This window comes from Chryseobacterium sp. Chry.R1, assembly GCF_039645525.1.
GTDB classification, from domain to species: domain Bacteria; phylum Bacteroidota; class Bacteroidia; order Flavobacteriales; family Weeksellaceae; genus Chryseobacterium; species Chryseobacterium proteolyticum.
This window is the reverse complement of sequence record NZ_CP151793.1, coordinates 4,759,486-4,779,529: the sequence shown is the minus strand read 5'-3', so window position 1 is coordinate 4,779,529 and position 20,044 is coordinate 4,759,486. Positions and strand designations below refer to the sequence as shown.

At 38.2% G+C, this 20,044-nt stretch carries 18 protein-coding genes and 2 tRNA genes; 16 read left to right on the top strand and 4 right to left on the bottom strand.

Annotation, left to right across the window (positions count from 1 at the left end; translation table 11 throughout):
* The first annotated feature begins 105 nt into the window (after nucleotides 1–105).
* The 6 genes from AAEU33_RS21270 (at nucleotide 106) to AAEU33_RS21245 (ending at nucleotide 8,819) form a co-directional block, all read left to right on the top strand.
* Nucleotides 106–3,078: a SusC/RagA family TonB-linked outer membrane protein gene (locus AAEU33_RS21270; protein ID WP_345990220.1), complete on the top strand. Its 2,973-nt coding sequence runs from the start codon at nucleotides 106–108 to the stop codon at nucleotides 3,076–3,078.
* Nucleotides 3,079–3,089: 11 nt separating this feature from the next.
* Entirely contained in the window at nucleotides 3,090–4,541 is a 1,452-nt protein-coding gene (locus AAEU33_RS21265; protein ID WP_345990218.1) for a SusD/RagB family nutrient-binding outer membrane lipoprotein, read from the top strand.
* A 43-nt stretch (nucleotides 4,542–4,584) separates the two neighbouring features.
* Nucleotides 4,585–6,168: a calcineurin-like phosphoesterase C-terminal domain-containing protein gene (locus AAEU33_RS21260; protein ID WP_345990216.1), complete on the top strand. Its 1,584-nt coding sequence runs from the start codon at nucleotides 4,585–4,587 to the stop codon at nucleotides 6,166–6,168.
* Between the two features lie 143 nt (nucleotides 6,169–6,311).
* On the top strand, nucleotides 6,312–7,025 hold the full coding sequence (locus tag AAEU33_RS21255) for a 3-ketoacyl-ACP reductase (protein ID WP_172276511.1): 714 nt from the start codon (nucleotides 6,312–6,314) through the stop codon (nucleotides 7,023–7,025).
* 112 nt (nucleotides 7,026–7,137) lie between these two features.
* Complete coding sequence (gene prmA, locus AAEU33_RS21250) at nucleotides 7,138–7,965, top strand: 50S ribosomal protein L11 methyltransferase (protein ID WP_345990214.1); 828 nt, start codon at nucleotides 7,138–7,140, stop codon at nucleotides 7,963–7,965.
* A 17-nt stretch (nucleotides 7,966–7,982) separates the two neighbouring features.
* Entirely contained in the window at nucleotides 7,983–8,819 is an 837-nt protein-coding gene (locus AAEU33_RS21245) for an SH3 domain-containing protein (protein ID WP_345990212.1), read from the top strand.
* A gap of 76 nt (nucleotides 8,820–8,895) precedes the next feature.
* Here AAEU33_RS21245 and AAEU33_RS21240 read toward each other — a convergent pair whose 3' ends face one another.
* From AAEU33_RS21240 to AAEU33_RS21230, 3 genes are all read right to left on the bottom strand, one after another.
* Nucleotides 8,896–9,720, bottom strand: coding sequence for a 5'-nucleotidase, lipoprotein e(P4) family (locus tag AAEU33_RS21240; protein ID WP_345990210.1), 825 nt, complete (start codon nucleotides 9,718–9,720; stop codon nucleotides 8,896–8,898).
* A 322-nt stretch (nucleotides 9,721–10,042) separates the two neighbouring features.
* A tRNA-Arg gene (locus AAEU33_RS21235) sits at nucleotides 10,043–10,116 on the bottom strand.
* A 31-nt stretch (nucleotides 10,117–10,147) separates the two neighbouring features.
* Nucleotides 10,148–10,222, bottom strand: a tRNA-Pro gene (locus tag AAEU33_RS21230).
* 349 nt (nucleotides 10,223–10,571) lie between these two features.
* On the opposite strand from AAEU33_RS21230, the gene AAEU33_RS21225 reads away from it, so the two are divergent.
* Genes AAEU33_RS21225 through AAEU33_RS21180 form a run of 10 tightly spaced genes read left to right on the top strand, consistent with a single transcriptional unit; the run spans nucleotide 10,572 to nucleotide 18,987 of the window.
* Nucleotides 10,572–11,360, top strand: coding sequence for a sulfite exporter TauE/SafE family protein (locus tag AAEU33_RS21225; protein ID WP_345990208.1), 789 nt, complete (start codon nucleotides 10,572–10,574; stop codon nucleotides 11,358–11,360).
* Nucleotides 11,361–11,376: 16 nt separating this feature from the next.
* Nucleotides 11,377–11,619, top strand: a complete 243-nt coding sequence (locus AAEU33_RS21220) for a MoaD/ThiS family protein (protein ID WP_345990206.1) — start codon at nucleotides 11,377–11,379, stop codon at nucleotides 11,617–11,619.
* A 5-nt stretch (nucleotides 11,620–11,624) separates the two neighbouring features.
* Complete coding sequence (locus tag AAEU33_RS21215; protein ID WP_345990204.1) at nucleotides 11,625–12,041, top strand: molybdenum cofactor biosynthesis protein MoaE; 417 nt, start codon at nucleotides 11,625–11,627, stop codon at nucleotides 12,039–12,041.
* Nucleotides 12,042–12,086: 45 nt separating this feature from the next.
* Nucleotides 12,087–12,962: a formate dehydrogenase accessory sulfurtransferase FdhD gene (gene fdhD / locus AAEU33_RS21210; RefSeq protein ID WP_345990202.1), complete on the top strand. Its 876-nt coding sequence runs from the start codon at nucleotides 12,087–12,089 to the stop codon at nucleotides 12,960–12,962.
* On the top strand, nucleotides 12,959–13,309 hold the full coding sequence (locus tag AAEU33_RS21205; RefSeq protein ID WP_345990200.1) for a hypothetical protein: 351 nt from the start codon (nucleotides 12,959–12,961) through the stop codon (nucleotides 13,307–13,309). The genes fdhD and AAEU33_RS21205 overlap by 4 nt, the downstream gene beginning before the upstream one ends.
* A 27-nt stretch (nucleotides 13,310–13,336) precedes the next feature.
* Complete coding sequence (locus AAEU33_RS21200) at nucleotides 13,337–15,730, top strand: FdhF/YdeP family oxidoreductase (protein ID WP_345990198.1); 2,394 nt, start codon at nucleotides 13,337–13,339, stop codon at nucleotides 15,728–15,730.
* A 37-nt stretch (nucleotides 15,731–15,767) separates the two neighbouring features.
* Complete coding sequence (locus AAEU33_RS21195; protein WP_345990196.1) at nucleotides 15,768–16,256, top strand: molybdopterin-dependent oxidoreductase; 489 nt, start codon at nucleotides 15,768–15,770, stop codon at nucleotides 16,254–16,256.
* 6 nt (nucleotides 16,257–16,262) lie between these two features.
* The gene (locus tag AAEU33_RS21190) at nucleotides 16,263–17,504 is read left to right on the top strand and encodes an OFA family MFS transporter (RefSeq protein ID WP_345990194.1); all 1,242 of its coding nucleotides are present in this window, start codon (nucleotides 16,263–16,265) and stop codon (nucleotides 17,502–17,504) included.
* A complete protein-coding gene (locus tag AAEU33_RS21185; protein WP_172276544.1) occupies nucleotides 17,504–18,421 on the top strand; it encodes a bestrophin family ion channel in 918 nt (305 codons plus the stop codon). Before AAEU33_RS21190 ends, AAEU33_RS21185 begins: the two co-directional genes overlap by 1 nt.
* A 20-nt stretch (nucleotides 18,422–18,441) precedes the next feature.
* Nucleotides 18,442–18,987, top strand: a complete 546-nt coding sequence (locus AAEU33_RS21180; protein ID WP_345990192.1) for a DUF488 domain-containing protein — start codon at nucleotides 18,442–18,444, stop codon at nucleotides 18,985–18,987.
* 8 nt (nucleotides 18,988–18,995) lie between these two features.
* Here AAEU33_RS21180 and AAEU33_RS21175 read toward each other — a convergent pair whose 3' ends face one another.
* The gene (locus AAEU33_RS21175; RefSeq protein ID WP_345990190.1) at nucleotides 18,996–20,036 is read right to left on the bottom strand and encodes a HesA/MoeB/ThiF family protein; all 1,041 of its coding nucleotides are present in this window, start codon (nucleotides 20,034–20,036) and stop codon (nucleotides 18,996–18,998) included.
* Nucleotides 20,037–20,044 lie beyond the last annotated feature (8 nt).

Below are 20,044 nucleotides of genomic sequence, written 5' to 3'. Positions count from 1 at the left end.
GTTGATAATAAGTTCATATTATGTTTAATATTTTTTTAATAAATGTTAAAATAGTATTAAAACCATCTTCACCAGTAGCTTTTACTTTTGCGCAAACAAAAAGATATGCGTAAACAGAAACAGAAACTATTGTTTTTATCATTTTTGGGATTAGTTAGTTCCAGCCTGACAGCCCAACAGAAAGCCAGGAAAGATACCATTAAAAATATTGATGAAGTGGTTGTGACTGCTTTAGGTATTAAAAGACACGATAAATCTTTAGGATATGTTGCTGAAACCATCAAATCTGAAGAGCTGTTAAAAACTCAGAATAATAACTGGGCTCAGGCTCTTGAAGGTAAAGTTGCCGGTTTGAAGATCCAAACAGCGGGAGCGGGACCTTTAGGAAGCTCACTCATCAAACTTAGAGGTGATATCTCGATGAATATGGATCAGAATAATGCACTTATCGTAGTGGATGGTGTTCCATTGAGCAATTCAACCACAGGTACCGGATTTTCAGCCTATGGAGCAGGAGCAAAAGCTGATTTACCTATTGATTACGGGAATGGAATCAACAGCATCAACCCTGATGATATTGAAACAATAACAGTTTTAAAGGGATCTACGGCAGCAGCTTTATACGGATCAAGAGGTGCGGGAGGTGCAGTAATGATCACAACCAAATCCGGAAAAACCAAAAAGGGAAAGATACAGGTTACCTTAAATTCCTATTCAAGCTATGATACAGTGCTAAAATGGCCGGACTATCAATATGAGTATGGTCAGGGGACTATGCAAAAGGATTCGAAAGGGAATTATTTCTATTCGTATGGGGCTTCACCGGATGGAGTAAATACGGGTGGTACAAGTAGTGCATTCGGGCCGAAATTTGCAGGCCAATATTATTTTCAATATGATCCCACATTGGAAGGTCAGAGTGCGGAACGACAATTATGGAGACCATACAAAGACAATATCAAAGGCTTCTGGCAAACAGGTAGCACATTTTCAAACAATATTGCTGTAGAGGCATCCAATGAAAATACCTCTTTCAGGTCCTCATTAACGTATCTTAAAAATGAGTGGATGATGCCTAATACGGGTTTCGACAGATTTAATGCAGCGATTTCTTTTGACCATAAGATCAATGAAAAATTAAAAATAGGAGTTAAGTTCAACTATAATAAAATGACAAGTGATAACCTGCCTGCGACAGGTTACAGCAATCAATCGATTTCCTATTTCATGATTTTCCAGAACCCGAATGTAGATCTTGCCTGGTATCGGCCAATATGGAAAAAAGATAAATACCAGGTGGATCAGATCCATCCCTTCAGTTCCTATATTGATAATCCATACATGATCGCCTACGAAATGTTAAACGGGGTGGATAAGAATTTTATCACAGGAAACATAAACCTTAACTATAAATTGGCCAAAAACTTTGAGGTCATGTTCAGATCCGGTATGGAGCTCACCAATGAAGAACGTACTCAGCAAAGGCCATGGAGTTCTGCCAACTATCTTCAGGGAATGTACAGGGAGCAGCATATTAAACAGATGGATCTTAATAACGATTTATTATTTACTTATAAAAATACATTTAAAGATTTTGATTTCAGCGCATCAGTAGGAGGAAATATCCGTTATTCCGAATACACGATGTATGATTATCTCGCCGACGGTCTTTTGAAGCCGGGAGTTTATACACTGCCCAATGGTATTGCCAACATTACAAAATTTGCAACTCCAAACGATAAGCAGGTCAATAGTGCCTATGGTTTGGTGACTTTGGGGTATCAGAATAAGATCTTCCTTGACCTTACGGCAAGAAATGATTGGAGCAGCACACTTCCTAAAAACAACAGATCCTATTTTTACCCTTCCGCAGGTCTTTCTTTTATTCTTTCAGACATATTCAAACTTAGCTCAAACCAGTTCAATTACTGGAAATTAAGGGCTTCCTGGTCAAAGGTTGGAAATGACACAAGCCCTTATAAACTTATAAAATATTATAACAACAGTGTGTTCTCCGGATCAGTAGAGGCTCCCTCTTTATTTCCTAATCCTAACCTGAGACCTGAGATGCTTACCAATATTGAAGCCGGAATGGATTTCAGTATAATTAAAAACAGGATCAGCTATTCCATTACCGCATACCAGAACAATTCTAAGGACCAGATCGTTGATATCCCGGCTCTGTATGAAACAGGATATAGTAAAAGAACCATCAACGCAGGGGAGGTACGAAACAGGGGATTGGAAATGACTTTAAATACCTTTCCCGTTAAAAATAAAAATTTCTCGTGGAGTGTAAATGCGAACTGGTCAATGAACAGAAATAAGATCCTTTCACTTCCGGATGAATTTCAGGGACAGCCTTATACTTTAGGCAGTGTAGGTGGAGTGGTGTATTATAATGCAGTAGTTGGTGGATCGTTGGGAGATATGTATGGCTATGGACTGATGTATTCACCTGACGGACAGGTTGTATATGGAAGTGACGGCTTAACAGCGAAGCCAACTGAGATGAAAAAGATAGGAAATGCATATCCGAAATGGAGGGCCGGTCTTCAAAACGAGTTCAGATACAAGAATTTTACTATCAGCTTTTCTTTTGACGGACAATACAAAGGAATGGCCTATTCCCAGTCGCATCACAAAATGACTGAACAGGGTAAATTAACGCATACCCTGATCGGAAGAGATAATCCGAATGGTCTGATCGTAGGAGAAGGAGTGGTACAAAATCCTGACGGATCTTACTCACCAAACACCAAAGGTGTCGCCGTTTCGGCTTATTACGCTGATTATTACAGAAGAGCCAATGTAGAAACCAACTCATTTGATACCTCTTTTGTCAAATTAAGGGATGCAAGAATATCTTATACTTTGCCTAAAAGTGTAACGGAGCAGCTTAAGCTGACTGATCTTACAATAGCATTATTTGGAAGAAATCTTTGGATGTGGACAAAGTTCCCGTTATTCGATCCTGAAGCTGCAACTCTTAATGACAGTCAGATTACACCGGGAGTGGAAATGGGACAGCTGCCTACGGCCAGAACAGTGGGAATTCAACTTAACGTTAAATTTTAAAATTGAAAATCATGAAAAAATTATTACTCAACATATTATTAATTTCGGGAATAGGTCTTATCCCTGTTTCCTGTAGCAGAAGTCTTGATGAAGTAAATATTGACGAAAGCAGGATAAGTGATCCGGTAGCGGCTAAATTACTTGTTCCTATTCAATACAACATGGCTTCCGTTAATTACATGCGGGCCAATGATTTTACGTTTGACATTATGCAGGTATCACTTGATTTTCCGAATGAAGGAAATTCGTTGAGCCGGTATTATATTACCGAAAATACAGGAGCCGGATTCTGGAATAACTCATATAAATGGCTGAAACAGGTAAAAGACCTGAAAGAGGCAGCAATAGTAGAAAAAGATCAGAATTATCAGGCTATTGCTATGGTATTAAATGCCTGGATTTATTCCAATCTTACAGATACCTATGGTGATATTCCCTTTACTGAAGCTTCAAGATTAGACGATGGGATATCACAGCCTAAATTTGATAAACAAAAAGACATTTATATTCGATTGCTGGATGATCTGAAAGTAGCCAATGCACTTTTTATTACCAATAAGCCACTTACAGGGAATGATCTTTTCTATAAGGCAGAATCGGATGCCAATGGGATTATAAACTGGAAGAAGTTTTGTAATTCTTTGTCGTTGAGGTTGCTGACAAGAATCCTGAAGAAAAACGGAGAAGTAAATGTTCATCAGCGAATTCAGGAGATTGTAAATGATCCTGCCACATATCCTCTTTTTCAAAATAACAATGAGACAGCAAAGCTCAATATAACAGGAGTATCACCACTTCTTCCTCCTATTGCAAGGCCTCAGGATTTTACTACAGGAAGAGCGGCTTCGGAATTTTTTGTAGAAGCACTTAAAGCGAATAACGATCCACGTCTGGCTATGTTTTTCGGCCAGGCTAAAGATATTGCCAGCCAGCAGAATATAGGGTATAAAGGTGCTCCATCAGGTTATGCTTATGGAACGATATTCAGTTATCAACCGTCCAATATGAATCAGAATCTAGCAAAAGCTCCGCTGAATATTCTCATTTATCCTTATGCAGAACTGCAGTTCATCCTTTCGGAATTAGCAAACAAAGGAATCATTCAGGGAAATGCCCAGACCTTTTATGAAAATGGGGTAAAGGCTGCAATAGAACAATGGGGAGCTGTTGTACCTGCAAATTATTTTGCGAATCCGAATGTCGCTTATAATGGAAATATCGACAGGATTATGCTTCAGAAATATATTGCATTGTTCTTTGTAGATCAGCAACAATGGTTTGAAAAGAGAAGAACCGGTTTTCCTGTACTTCCCAATAATGGAGGTCTACTTAACAATGGAAATCTGCCCCAAAGGTTGATGTATCCACCTAATCCAAAAGTTTTAAATACAACAAACTATCAGGCTGCTGTTCAGCAGATGGGAGGAGATAATATCAATATTAAAACCTGGTGGAATAACTAATAAAAACCTGAAGTAATACATCTTAATAAAAATAAATCATCCTATGAATATTAAATTATTAATGCCATGCCTTCTGATTTCAGCAATGGCATGGTCACAAACTTCCGTATCCGGCTACGTGTACGAAGACATGAATAAAAATCAAAAAAAAGAAAGCCGTGAGAAAGGAATCGAAGGAGTAGCGGTATCTAACGGTGCCCAGGTTGTTTTAACAGATAAAAATGGAAGATATAGTTTACCGATTAGTGAAAATCAAACCATTTTTGTGATCAAACCATCGGGTTACATGACGCCTGTTAACAGTAATAATTTACCTCAATATTACTATCATTACAAACCAAAAGGATCTCCTTCGGATTTTAAATACAAAGGAACGCTGCCGACAGGGGAGTTACCAAAAGAGCTCAACTTTGCATTGTACAGACAAAAGGAGGATAAAAACTTTGATATCCTGGTTTTTGGAGATCCTCAGCCTTATACGGAGAAAGAACTGGATTATTTCAAAAGAGGAATTGTAAATGAAGTAAAGAACACAAAAAAGAATGCGGTTCTGGGAATCAGCCTTGGTGATCTAGTGGGAGATAATCTGAGCCTTCAGAAACCGTATGCTGATGTTATGAAAGAGATTGGTTTACCATGGTACAATGTAATGGGAAATCATGACATGAATTATGATGCAAAGGAAGATCAGTTTTCAGACGAAACTTTTGAAGCTAATTTTGGACCTGCCAATTATTCTTTTAATTACGGGAATGTACATTTTATTATTTTAGACGATATTCTTTATCCGGATCCGAGAGACGGAAAAGGATATTGGGGAGGATTCCGAAATGATCAGCTGCAATTCATTGAAAATGACCTGAAGCTGGTGGATAAAAACAAACTGATTGTGATCTCTTTCCACATTCCGTTGGAACATACTAATGAAGATAATTTCAGAAATGCGGACCGTCAGAAATTGTTTGATTTTTTAAGCCCTTTTCCTAACGCGCTTCTTTTATCAGCACATACTCATATCCAACAGCAGATCTTTTATGGCAAAAAAGCAGGTTGGAATGGAGCTAAAGACCTTCATGAATATAATGTAGGAACAACCTGTGGTGACTGGTATTCCGGAACTCCTGATGAAATGGGATTGCCTACTTCTACGATGAGAGACGGAACAGCCAAAGGATATTCATTCATAAGTTTTGCGGATAACCAGTATAAAGTTAAATACAAAACAGCCGGTAAACCTGATGACTATCAGATAAAGTTGTATGTTCCGAAGGTCATTCCTTATCCATCAAAAACATCAGCTAAAATTCTTGCCAACTTCTTTATGGGGAGTAAAAAAGATAAAGTGGAGTACAGGATAGATAATGCGGAATGGAAAGATATGGAGTATGACGAAACGATCGATCCTAATTTTGCTTTGTCCGTATTCAAATGGGATACCACACAGAATCTTTTTCCGGGAAGAAGACCCTCAAATCCTGAAATGGCAAAACACATATGGATCGGTGGATTTACTAATAAATTAGCACAAGGGAAGCACAAGGTGGAAGTGAGAGCTATGGATATGTATGGAAACCAGTTTTCAGCTTCTGAAGAATTTGAAGTGAAAGAGCCCGTGCTTATTCCTTAATTTATTCTTTTTTTACTATACTTTCTGAGAACCGGCTTCTGTAAGCCGGTTTTATTTTAAAGAATATCGTGGAAAAACATTCACATGATTCATCTTTAAACAAAATATGCTTTCGTAAATTTGTATGACGAAAAAGTATTATTATGAACATAAAAGGAAAAAATGCCATTGTAACAGGTGGTGGAAGAGGCTTAGGAAAAGCAGTTGCTTTGGCTTTGGCGAATGAAGGAGTGAATGTTGCCATTACAGGCAGAAATGAAGCCAACTTAAAAGCGACTGTTGAAGAAATTAAAAATATTGGGGTCAATGCGGCGTATGCTATTTTCAGTGTTGATGACGAATCAGCAGTAAAAGCCGGTATCGAATCTTTAGTAAAAGAACTTGGAGGTGTAGATATTTTAATCAATAACGCTGGGATCGGAGATTTTGGAACGATCGAAGAAATGCCTTCTGAAACCTGGGAACAGGTTATTAAAACCAATCTTTTTGGGGTGTATTATGCGGCAAAAGCAGTATATCCGTTTCTGAAAGAAAAAGGAGAAGGAGATATCGTAAACGTTGCTTCCACGGCCGGTTTAAAAGGAGGAGGAAATATGTCAGCTTACGCAGCTTCAAAAGCTGCCGTTATTTCTCTTTCACAATCCATGATGGCAGAATGGAGAAAGCAGAATATCCGTGTCGTAACCTTAACGCCAAGTACTATTGCTTCCGATATGAGCATTCAGGGAGGATTAACAGATGGAAACCCTGAAACAGTTCTTCAGCCGGAAGATTTCGCAGAATGGGTAAGAGATATCCTGAAAATGAACAGAAGAGCATTAATTGCAAACGGTTCTATTTTCTCTACAAATCCATAAGAAAAGATCTTTAGCAATACAGATAGATGAGCTATTTGCTGAATGATTTATTTTATATGAATACAGGCGGGTTTTAGCCCGCTTTTCTTTATTTTTGTACCAAATTGATCACATGCAAAATTATTTAGAATTCAACTTCAGAATTTCTCCGCTTCAACCATGGAATGAAATATTAATGGCAGAGCTTATCGAAATAGGCTTCGACAGTTTTACGGAAGAATTGGAAGGAATTCTGGGTTATATCCAGAAAGATTTATTTAATGAAAATGAATTGAAGGCACTGCCTCTTTTTGAAAATGAAAATGTAACAATTGAATATACTTTCCAGGAAATGCCAAACATCAACTGGAATGAGGAATGGGAGAAAAATTTCTCACCCATTAATATTGATGATAAAGTCTTGATCAGAGCTGAGTTTCATGATTCCGTACCTGGAATGCATGAAATCATTATCCAGCCCAAAATGTCTTTCGGAACCGGACATCATCCTACGACCCATCTCATGATCCAGCAAATGATGGATATTGACTTTCATGGTAAAAAGGTTTTGGATATGGGCTGCGGAACTTCAGTATTGGCCATTTATGCAAAGCAACAGGGAGCTGATGATGTGAAAGCTATTGATATTGATGAATGGTCTGTTGAAAATTCTAAAGAAAATGCTGAAAGAAATAATGTTGTCCTTGATATTGAGCAGGGAACCGCAGAGAATCTGGGAAAAGAGCATTATGATGTTATTTTGGCGAATATCAACCGTAACATTTTGATTTCAGATATTCCTACTTATGTTTCTGTTTTAAATAACGGGGGTAAATTATTGCTGTCAGGATTGTGCTTCTTCGATGTAGATGATATTCTTGAAGTATGTAGGGCAAATAACCTTGAGTTAAAAAAACAGCTGCAGAGAGAAGAGTGGGTAAGCTTATTGCTTGAAAAATAAGAATATAAAATTATTGTATGAAATCTCTTTTCACTGTTTTATTTTTGGGTTTTCTGCAGTTCTTTTCAGCACAGGAGGAGGAATACCCTTACGGAGTTTTTAATTTTCAGGAAAATAAAACACAAAAAATATTTACCGATTGGACGAGGGTAAGGCAGGAGCCTAAAGTAGATGCACAAATTCTCGACTCTTTGCAAACCAATCAGCAGATTCTTATTGTTAAGAAAGAAGAAATTGTTTTAAAATTAGGAGAAAGGTCTTCCAACTGGTATAAAATATCCTATCAAAAGGGAGAACAGGTTGCTGAAGGGTACATCTGGGGTGGAAATCTTTGTGTAGGATACAGAAATAAAAACGGATATGATTTTCTTTTTGGTCTTTCAAAAACTGAAAACAGAAAGGATAAAAGATCAGGGGAAAATTTTAAACAAAATATAGCCAGTATTAAAGTGCTTGAAGGTAATACCCTTTTAGATGAGGTTTTCTTTAATACAGGACGTGGGGAAGAATTGAGCTATGGAACTTTTACCGTAGAAAGCAACCATAAACTGCAAAATGTGGAGCTTACCCTAAAATCTGTGGTTTCCGGGGAAGCGTGTGGTATTGCCAGCTACGACCAATATGTATTGTTTAAAGATAAAAAGTTAATTGCATTGCCGCAGCTTATGAATGTTGGAGATGCCGATGTTTATTATCACAGTGAAAATTTTATTTTTCCCAATGATAAAGGAGGATCTCCTAATACCATTATCTTCAAAATGGAGGAAATGGAAAAGGATGAAAAAGACAGGGAAAAGAAAAAATATTCCTCAAAAACCTATCTCTGGAATGGAACTTCTTACCAACTAAAATAATAATCCCGCTGTAAAACAGCGGGATTTTTTGTTATTTATCAGGTATAGATAAAATTGTAAAAAAGACTTTCTTATTTTAAGGAGTAGTTTTTACTGCATTATACATCATTGAGTCTTTCTGTTGGTCAGTATAATCATATTTGTAGTGATAAAATGAAGATTCCCAATCACCATAACCAACATTAGGAATGATAATGAATTTTTTTCCGAAATCCTTTGCTGAATTCTTTACTGCAGCAGACCTTTCTGTTTCTGATTTTTTGTCGAATATGCCGGAGAAATCAGAAAGATTATCTCCCAACAATAAAACAATATTATAATCTTTAGCAATATCAGCTCTTCGGTTTTCTTTACTGCTCTCCTTTGCACGGAGGATAAGGTTAGTATCATTTTGAAGCGGGAAATTGTATTTTTTCAGGTTTTTTACTGTTCCTGCACGTTCCTGCTCCAGACGATTGGTTACATAAAATACCTGAACACCCTTGTCAGCGGCATATTGGTAAAATTCCTGAGAGCCCGTAAGCGGTTTTGCAATTCCCTTAGCGGTCCATTCCTCCCAGGTGGTCTGGTCATAACCCTTTCCCATCTTAGAAAGTTCAACGGCATAATAAGAATTATCTAAAAAAGTCTCATCAATATCTGAAACAATAGCTAAAGGTTTTTCTGATTTTTGTAGTAAAGCTTCATCCAAACGGAGCCTGGCAATATTATATGCCTGGAGACAAAGTGCTTCGTATTCTGCTGCCCGTTGCTGATAAAACGCAGCGTATATTTTTCCGTCACGCCCAAGATTTTGATAAGGACCGTCCTGGGCAGAAACTTTTGAAACCGGAGCTGCTGTTTTGCAGGATAATACCAAAACAAACAAACAGTTTGCGATAATGAATTTAAAATTTTTCATTGAATTAATATAGAGAAAACAAATTTAGGGCTATTTGGTTTTTGCTGCAATTAAATGGATGGATTGCCGGATAAAATATTTGTCTCTTTGAAAATTTCAGAAAGTTAAGTAATACATAATCAGTGTTTTTATGACATAAAAGTATGGTGAATATGGAGCACAAAAAAACTCACAATTTTCATTGTGAGTTTTAAAGTGAGCGCGAAAGGATTCGAACCTTTGACCCGTTCCGATTAAAATCGGAATGCTCTATCCTTTGTTGTGTATTAATTGAAATTATAGGACACAAAAAAACTCACAATTTTCATTGTGAGTCTTAAAGTGAGCGCGAAAGGATTCGAACCTTTGACCGTCTGCTTAGAAGGCAGATGCTCTATCCAGCTGAGCTACGCACCCATTGGTAATTTTGAGAAAATTACTAAAACAGTCGGGGCGGCAGGATTCGAACCTGCGACCTCCTGGTCCCAAACCAGGCGCGATGACCGGACTACGCTACGCCCCGATTAAAGGTCATCTGAAACGAATTTTACCTCGTTTTTTGTGGGTGCAAATATATAGAGTTTTTTTGAATTATAAAAATAAAAATCAATAAAATATTTTTTAATTAAACGAAAGACTTGCTATAAGGCTTTTAATCATTATGTTAAATGTATAAGGGATTTTTTGTTTTGCAATGCAGGTCAATCAAATTACTTTTATATGGTAAGTATGGTTAACATTTATTAAATGTAAAAAATTGGCAAAATCATCTGCTCACAAAACAATCAATACATTAAATAAACAATTTACAACATTCTTCTCACAAATTGTAGCAGAAACTTTATGTAACAACCGTGGATGGCGCCTTAAAAATGAGTATTATTGTAAGAAAATTAATTTCTGCAAAATATATGGGGAACTGGGAGATCTTTTTGTTTTTTTTAATCATCGCTTTCATTTATTCTTCGGTAGGGTTTGGCGGAGGATCCAGTTATCTTGCAGTTCTTGCTATGTATAACCTTCCTTACCAGGAAATACGCTTAACGGCCCTTATTTGTAATGTTATTGTGGTCGTTGGAGGGGTATTTATTTACATCAGAAATAAGCAGACGGACTGGAGGAAAATAATACCGCTTACCATTATAAGTGTTCCTATGGCATTTTTGGGAGCGGTTTTAAAAATAAGCCAGGAAACTTTTTTTCTGATATTAGGGATCACTTTGATCATTGCGGCATTGTTGCTTTGGATAAGAACAGATTTAAAAAATGGAGAAGATCACCCGGAACGTACGGGCACTTCTCTATTCAAAAACGGACTCCTGGGAGGTGGAATAGGATTTTTATCTGGATTGGTAGGCATTGGTGGGGGAATTTTTCTTTCCCCTCTCTTAAACCTTATGAAATGGGATACTCCACGAAAAATTGCAGCAACATCAAGTGTTTTCATCCTGGTCAATTCAGTGTCAGGGATTTTCGGACAGTTATCCAAACTCTCTGCCGATATGGATTATTTCAGAATTCTGAGTTTATGTTTTGCCGTATTTATCGGTGGACAGGTAGGTTCCAGAATGTCCCTGAAATGGAATCCTTTGGTCATCAAAAGAATGACCGCTATTTTGGTACTGGTGGCCGGGATAAATGTTTTAATAAAATATTGGTAAAAAGCTAAATGTAAAAATGATAATTAAAATATTAGCATTCGGAATAACGAAAGATATTTTCGGAGGTTCAGAAAAAGAAATAGAAATAAATGAAGGAGCAAGCGTCAAAGTACTCAAGGAGTTTCTGGAAAAAGATTTTCCGGAGCTTAAAAAATTAAAATCCTATTTTATTGCCATTGACGATGAATATGCGGAGGACAATCAGATCATTGAAGTCTCTAACGAAATAGCAATAATTCCTCCGGTAAGCGGAGGGTAACAACTATGGTTGATATTAAAATAACAGAAAATATACTGGATCTTACAAATTGCTTTACCCTTGCTTCCGATCCTGCATGCGGAGGGATTGCATCATTTGTAGGAACGGTAAGAAATCATACGAAAGGCCAGGCTGTCATCCGTTTGGAATATGAATGTTACGAGTCTATGGCGGTTAAGGAGATGAGGAAAATAGCAGATGAAGCTATTTCCTTATTTTCGGTAAAAAATATTGTAATTCATCACCGTACAGGAATTTTATTTCCTGGTGATGCAGCAGTGATAATCGTGGTGAGCGATGGTCACCGGAATACTGTTTTTGATGCGTGCAGCTATGTTATTGAAAATATAAAAAAAACCGTTCCCATCTGGAAAAAAGAAATTTTTGATAACGGAGAAGAGTGGGTTTCAGCCCACCCGTAATTTGAGGAATAAAATTTTGTATCTTTAAGTATCAATTATTAAATTATGAAAGCCCATCTGTTATCAAATAAATCGGTAAAGCAGATAGAAATCGTCAAAGTTAAGGACAACAGCAGTTTCCAATATACGGATGATGTTTCTGTTGAGGAACCTTTAGAAATAAGGGTGGTCTATCATTTAGCAGATAAAAAAGAATCGAGGAATATATCTGTAACAATGAGAACACCTGGTAATGATGCAGAGCTGGCTGCTGGCTTTTTATTTACGGAAGGGATTATCTTTGACCGTAAACAAATTGAAAGCATATACGCTCCTCAGGCAGAATGTGCCAGGAACAGCGAAAATATTATCATTGTTGAACTTGCAGAAGGTTTTGTTCCTGACCTTATGAATGCTGACAGGAACTTTTATACTACTTCCAGTTGTGGGGTTTGTGGAAAAGGATCCATTGAATCTATAAGAACAGTGAGTTCTTTTCATAACCAGACAAAAGAAAATATAGAGGTTTCTCTGGAAACCTTGTATCAATTATCTGAAAAGCTACAGTCTTTCCAGAATAATTTTAGTGCTACAGGCGGTATACATGCCTCCGGTATCTTTGACCGGGAAGGTAACCTTCTGGCGTTGCGTGAAGATGTGGGAAGACATAATGCTTTGGATAAACTCATCGGTCATGCATTATCAGCAGGGCTCCTGCCGCTTCATGACAAAATTTTGGTGTTGAGTGGAAGAGCCAGTTTTGAGCTTATTCAGAAAGCGGCAATGGCCGGTATTTCCATTATTGCAGCAATAGGAGCTCCTTCCAGCCTTGCGGTAGATCTGGCAAAAGAATTTGATATCACTTTATTAGGCTTTCTCCGGGACAACCGGTTTAATATTTACCATTCCGGCAGCCATTTTAAAATTGAAAATGTATTATGAAAATAAGAATTAAAGATAACTCATTGAGATTTCGTCTTACCCAATCCGAAGTGGCAAAATTAGGAGAAGAGGGAATGATCTCCAGCTTTACGGAATTTGTGGACCGTCCGTTTATTTACTCTATCGAAAGAACAGAAGATGTGGATCTTTCGGCGGCTTTCATTGAAAACAGGATTGTTCTGAAAATGCCGGCAACAATGATTACGGAATGGATTTCCACGGATAGAGTCGGTTTTGAAGGGCAGGCCGGAAAAATCAAACTCTTGATAGAAAAAGACTTTGTATGTATTGATAATACAGTGGAAGACCAAAGTGACAATTATCCCAACCCGAACATAAAATGCTAATTTTTCATCTTTTTAAATGTAGAAATCATGGAAAACAAAGATATATTCAATAAAAAAGAGGACAGCAGATTACCTTCTGCAGAACCACCTTATAAACTGCTGGATCTGAAGCTGAAACCACCAAAAGCATGGGCAGCCGGAGTTCCTGCAGTTATTCATTCATTGGATCAGTTGGTGCTGAATGCCTCTGTTCTTCGTGGAGGTAGAGCTCTTTTCAGTATGAATCAGTTTGATGGTTTCGATTGTCCGAGCTGCGCGTGGCCAGACCCGGATGACGAACGTTCCAGATTGGGTGAATATTGTGAAAACGGGGCAAAAGCCTTAGCAGAAGAAGCGACTTCAAAAAAGATCGGGGCTGACTTTTTCAAAGAAAACTCGGTATATGATTTGGCAAAGATGACAGATTTTGAAATCAGCCAGTTGGGAAGAATAGCGGAGCCTATGTATCTGCCTAAAGGAGAAACGCATTATCAGCCAATCAGCTGGGATAATGCTTTTAAGAAAATCTCTGAAAAACTAAACGCTCTGGACTCGCCCGACGAAGCCATATTTTACACATCCGGAAGAACAAGTAATGAAGCAACATGGGTTTATCAGCTGTTTGCCAGAGAATTCGGAACCAATAATTTTCCGGACTGTTCCAATATGTGCCATGAAACTTCCGGTTATGCTCTATCAAGAAGTATAGGTATTGGAAAAGGAACCGTAAAGCTGGAAGACTTCTATGACACGGATCTTATCATAATCATAGGGCAGAATCCCGGGACCAATTCACCAAGAATGCTCTCCGCCCTAACTAAAGGAAAGAAAAACGGAGCAAAAATTATGGCTGTCAATCCGCTTCCCGAAGCCGGATTAAAAGGATTCAAAAATCCTCAGGATGTTCGGGCTCTGCTCAATAAACCATATGAATTGTCAGATCTGTATCTTCCTGTTAGGATTAATGGAGATATGGCGCTTTTAAAAGCACTGCAAATTCTTGTGCTGGAAGAAGAAGCTAAAAATCCGGGAAAAGTTCTTGACCAGGATTTTATAGCGAACAAAACCGCCGGATTTAATGAATTGGTTGAGGAATTAAAAAAATATGATCTCAACTTTTTATCGGAAGAATGTGGTATTCCGGTTGAGAGCTTGAGAGAAGCTGCACAAATGATTGCCTCAAAAAAGAGGATTATCATTTGTTGGGGAATGGGAATTACACAGCAGCATAATGGTGTGGAAATGATTTACAATATTGTGAATCTCCTGTTGATGAAAGGAAGTATAGGAATTCAGGGTGGAGGTGCGTGTCCGGTTAGAGGGCATAGCAATGTTCAGGGTAACAGGACGTTACTTATTAATCATCATCCAACAAAGGAACAATTGGATAGGCTGCAGGAATATTACGGCTTTGAAGTACCAAGAAAAGGAGGATATGATGTTGTAAATGCACTCAAAGCGATGCATGAAGGTAAAGTGAAATTCATGTTCTGCATGGGAGGTAATTTTCTTTCTGCTGCACCAGATACCACTTTTACAGCAGAAGCGATGCGCAGTCTTGAAATGTCTGTGATTGTTTCAGTAAAATTAAATAGAAACCACCTTATCCACGGGAAGGAAGCCTTGATCTTACCGGTCATCTCCAGAAGTGAAAAAGATATGATCAATGGGGAGCTTCAGCATGTAAGCACAGAAAATTCAATGGGCGTTGTGGAATGGTCAAGAGGGGTTCTCGATCCTATTTCAAAAAACCTGATCAATGAAACCCATGTTGCCTGCAGAATGGCGAAAGCGGTGTTAGGGGAACGCTCAGTTGTGGATTGGGATAAGTTTATCAACAGCTATGATGCCGTTCGTCACGATATTGAGCAATGTATTCCCGGATTTGAAAATTATAACAAAAGAGTAGTACAAAAAGGAGGCTTTTATCTTCCGAACGGACCAAGAGATGGTATTTTCAACAGTGAATTTTACCCGGGAAAAGCGGCTTTCAATATTACCGCTGTACCGGATAATTCGCTTGCAGATGACGAATATCTGATGGGAACAACCAGAACCCATGATCAGTTCAATACCGTTGTTTATGGTTTAAATGACCGTTACCGCGGGATCTTCAATGAAAGGAGGGTTGTGATGATGAATGAAAAAGATATTGAAAAGGCAGGCCTCAAAGAAGGTGATCATGTAGATCTTTTCAACTATGATGATGGTATCGAAAGGATTGCACCGCTTTTTATTGTCGTAAAATATCCTATTCCACAAAAAAGCACCATGACCTATTTCCCGGAAACTAATGTTTTGGTGTCCATCAATAATGTAGTCAACGGAGCCAATATGCCGGCTTCCAAATATGTCCGTATTAAAATCCGGAAACATGATCCTGATATTTTTAAAAAGATTGATGACCATGTGATTGCAGCAGCCGGAACGAGTGTGGAGTAATGTTTAAAATATTTTATTGTTTAAACAGATTATAATCATGAGAAGACTGTTTTTTGTTTTCATATTTTCTTTTTGTGGATTGCTGTCAGCTCAGACAGAATTCAAATTAAAAGTTTCCGGTGAAGTTGCCCATCCTTTGGATTTAAGCTTATCCGATCTTTCAAAAATGCCGAGAAAAGATGCCGTAATGAAGGACAAAGATGGAAGCTCACATATTTTTACGGGGGTTCCTATCATGGACGTCTTGGAAAAGGCAGGAGTTTCGTCCGGAAAAGCACTTCATGGAGCCGAAAACCTTTCAAAATATGTACTGATAAAATGTTCGGATGGTTATCAGGTTTTATTTTCACTGGCAGAGCTGGACGCTTCCATTCAGGATAAAAATGTCATTATTGCAGATACTGTAGATGGGAAACCCTTGCCAAAGGAAAAAGGTCCTCTCAGGATTATTGCGGAAGGGGAAAAGAAGCCGGCAAGAAGTTCTTATCAGGTTAAAGAAATTTTTATTAATTCAATAAAAAATTAATTGTAAATGAACTCATCGAAACTTAAAAATCGTTGGCTGATAGCTGCTTCTGCTGTCGGTATTCATATCTCCATAGGCTCTGTGTATGCCTATTCTGTAATGACAAATCCTGTGGGAGAGATTTTTAAAATAGATGAAGGAACCATAAAGTGGGCATTTAAAATTGCCATTCTATTACTTGGTTTATCCGCCGCGTTTATGGGCACCTGGGTAGAAAAAGTAGGGCCTAAAAAAAGTGGAACTGTCGCGGGAATTTTTTACGGAGTGGGAATCTTAGGTTCCGGGCTTGCCGTACAACTTGTATCCCTGCCCTTATTTTTGATCAGCTATGGATTTATAGGAGGTATTGGATTAGGAATTGGATACATAACACCGGTAAGCACCCTGGTAAAATGGTTTCCTGACAGGCGTGGCCTGGCAACAGGAATGGCGATAATGGGATTTGGTTTTTCAGCTTTGATATTCGGTCCCCTGATGCAAATTTTATTTGAAAAAGTAGGTGTTTCTAATGCTTTTTATATTTTGGGAAGTATTTATCTGGTTGTGATTCTTTTGTCATCAAGTTACATAGAAAAACCACCGGAAGGTTATTTGCCCAAAGGGTTTAATCCTTCCGAAAGTAAGACCGCAACAAATGATATAGCCTATATAGATGCAAAAACTGCATTGAAGACAAAACGATTCTATTATATCTGGATCATGATGTTTATTAACATTACCTGTGGTATTGCAATTATTGCGGCAGCGAGTCCGATGACTCAGGAGAAACTTCATTATACCGCTTTGCAGGCAGCTGCAGTTGTGGGTTTAATTGGCGTATTCAACGGGATTGGAAGATTGCTTTGGTCTGGTTTATCAGATTACCTGGGAAGGGCTAATACCTATATTTTATTTTTTGTATTTCAGATTTTAGCTTATTATTTCTTACCTCAAATTTCCATAGAAATTTTATTTCTTGCTATTCTCTTTACCGTTATTACAATGTACGGTGGAGGTTTCGCTACACTTCCTGCATTTCTGGGAGACTTGTTTGGTACAAAACAATTAGGTGCAATACATGGATTTGTGCTTACAGCCTGGGCATTAGCAGGGGTAGCCGGTCCCTCGATATATGATTATGTTAAAAAACAGACCGGATCCCTAACGACTACCTTAGAGGTTTTTTCAGGAATGTTCGTGATCGCACTTATTGTTTCGGTTCTGATGAAAATGAATATTAATCAATTGAAAAAAGAAAGGCAAAAATAATGATCATAAGAAAAAAAGAACATTGGTTCAGAATGCTTTTTGTTTGGCATGGCTCTGTTTTGCCTGCATTGCTTCCGCGGTTGGGATTGCTTTTAATTCTTTCTTTATTGGTCACTTATTTTCATGGAATCATTTTCTCGTTTAAAGTTCCGTTAAATCCTGCACCACTTACCCTGTTCGGTTTCGTACTGGCTTTATTCCTGGGATTCAGGAACAATGCCAGCTATGATAGGTTCTGGGAAGGAAGAAAGCTGTGGGGCGCTCTGCTCAATACTTCCAGGGCACTGACCCGCCAGGCCATCACGCTGAAAAATATAAAGGAAGATCAGGATTCAGTTCACAATTTTGTGCAGTTGCTGGGTGCATTTGTTTTTGCACTGAAACATCAGCTGAGAGGAACGGACGCTTATGAAGATTTAAAATCCAGGCTTAACGAAGATCAGCTGAAACTTGTTGCTGCATCAAAATATAAACCGGCTGTTATTATGCGCCTTCTTGCAGAATGGGTTCAGAAGCTAAAAGACGAAGGGGGAATGGATTCTATCCAGCAGGCGCGTTTTGATGAAAACTTTGATAAGCTTTCTGATATCTTAGGAGGTTGTGAAAGAATAATTTCTACCCCTATTCCATATAGCTACAGGGTTTTACTGCACCGGACTGTATATATATACTGTTTTCTGTTGCCTTTCGGACTTGTAGATTCTCTCGGATGGTTTACCCCTCTTATTGTTGTATTTGTTGCATATACATTTGTTGCATTTGAAGCGATAGCGGATGAAATCGAGGAGCCGTTTGGAACAGATGCGAATGATTTAGCTCTTAACAGCATGTGTATCATGATTGACGAGACCATTCATGAGATGGTGGGAGAACATATTGCTGTTTCCCGAAAGAATACCCAGAATATTATTGATTGATCCCTTCTCAAAAGACAGGTATGGAAGCTTCGGAAAAGCAATTGATTTATACAGTTGGACATTCTGTTCATTCATTAGAATACTTTATTGAAATACTTAATTCGTTTAAGATTGAGATGCTGGTTGATATCCGGCGGTTTCCGGGATCAAAAAGATATCCATGGTTTAATAGAGAAAATTTGGAAATACACCTACGCGAAAATAGTATAGGATATGCCCATCTTGAAGAATTGGGAGGAAGGAGAAAGGTACAGCCGGATTCAATAAACAGCCGGTGGCGGAATGAATCTTTCCGTGGGTACGCCGATTATATGCAAACCGGAGAATTTGTAGCGGCTATAGAAAAACTTGAAGATATTGCGAGGGAAAAAATTACGGCTTTTATGTGTTCGGAAGCGGTATGGTGGAGCTGTCACAGGGCTATGGTGTCAGATTATCTTAAAGCAAAGGGCTGGAAAGTCGAGCATATAATGAATGTCGGTAAAACAGAAGAACATCCTTACACTTCACCGGCAAGAATAAGTGATGGCAAAGTTTTTTATTCCGACGAAAGTTTATTTGATTAGTTTTTGTTTTATCTGTGTATTTTGTGAATACCATCTTTTAAAGAAAACACTTCCTTCTCAGGAAAAAGACTTTTAATTTTCCTCACTGCTTCTGCGCTGCGTTTTCCGGATAGGCAATAAGCTAAAATAGGCCGGGTAAGCCCGGAAATATATTCTGAATGATGTTGTAGCTCATCTACAGCTATATTGACTCCTCCAATATTAAACTCTTTATGCTCTTCTAGGGTACGGACATCTATGATTTCAAAGTGATCTTTATCCTGCATCAACTGTTCAAATGTGATGATCTCAACTGTCTGAGATAAGCTTGTAATGGGTAGGGCAAGTTTTCTTAATTTAATAATTTGGGTTTTGCCATTCAGCACATTCATCATCCAGAGTTTTCCTGCCAATACATCTTCAGGATTTGTAAAATATTTTATAGCTTCATTTGCCTGCATGCATCCCACAATTCCTGCCAGTGTAGGAAGTACTCCGCCTTCTCTGCAGTTGGGAACCTGTGATTCTTCTGCATTAGGGAAAACATCGCGGTAATTGGGAGAGTATGTACCGTCTTTCTGCATAACATTCCATATGCTTACCTGGCCTTCATATTGGTAAATAGCACCATAAACCAAAGGTTTTCCGGTTAATACACAAGCGTCGTTCAGCAAGCATTTTGTTTCAAAATTATCTGTTCCTTCAATAATCAGATCAAAATCAGAAATTAAATCCATGACATTTTCGGAAGTTACCCGAAAATTAAAGGGAATGATCTTCACTGATGGATTTTGTTGCTGTAATTTTTTGGCGGCAATGTCAACTTTTGATTTCCCGATATCATCCGGAGTATACAAAATCTGGCGGTGCAGGTTGCTTTCAGAAACAATATCGTCATCTGCAAGACCAATCGTTCCTATACCAGAAGCAGCAAGATACTGTGCTGAAGGACATCCAAGTCCTCCCATGCCCACGATGAGAACTTTAGCATTTTTAAGGAGTTCCTGAGAAGCTGTCCCAAATCCGGGTAAAGCCATCTGGCAATGATAACGTTCAAGAGAAATATTCATATCAGCCT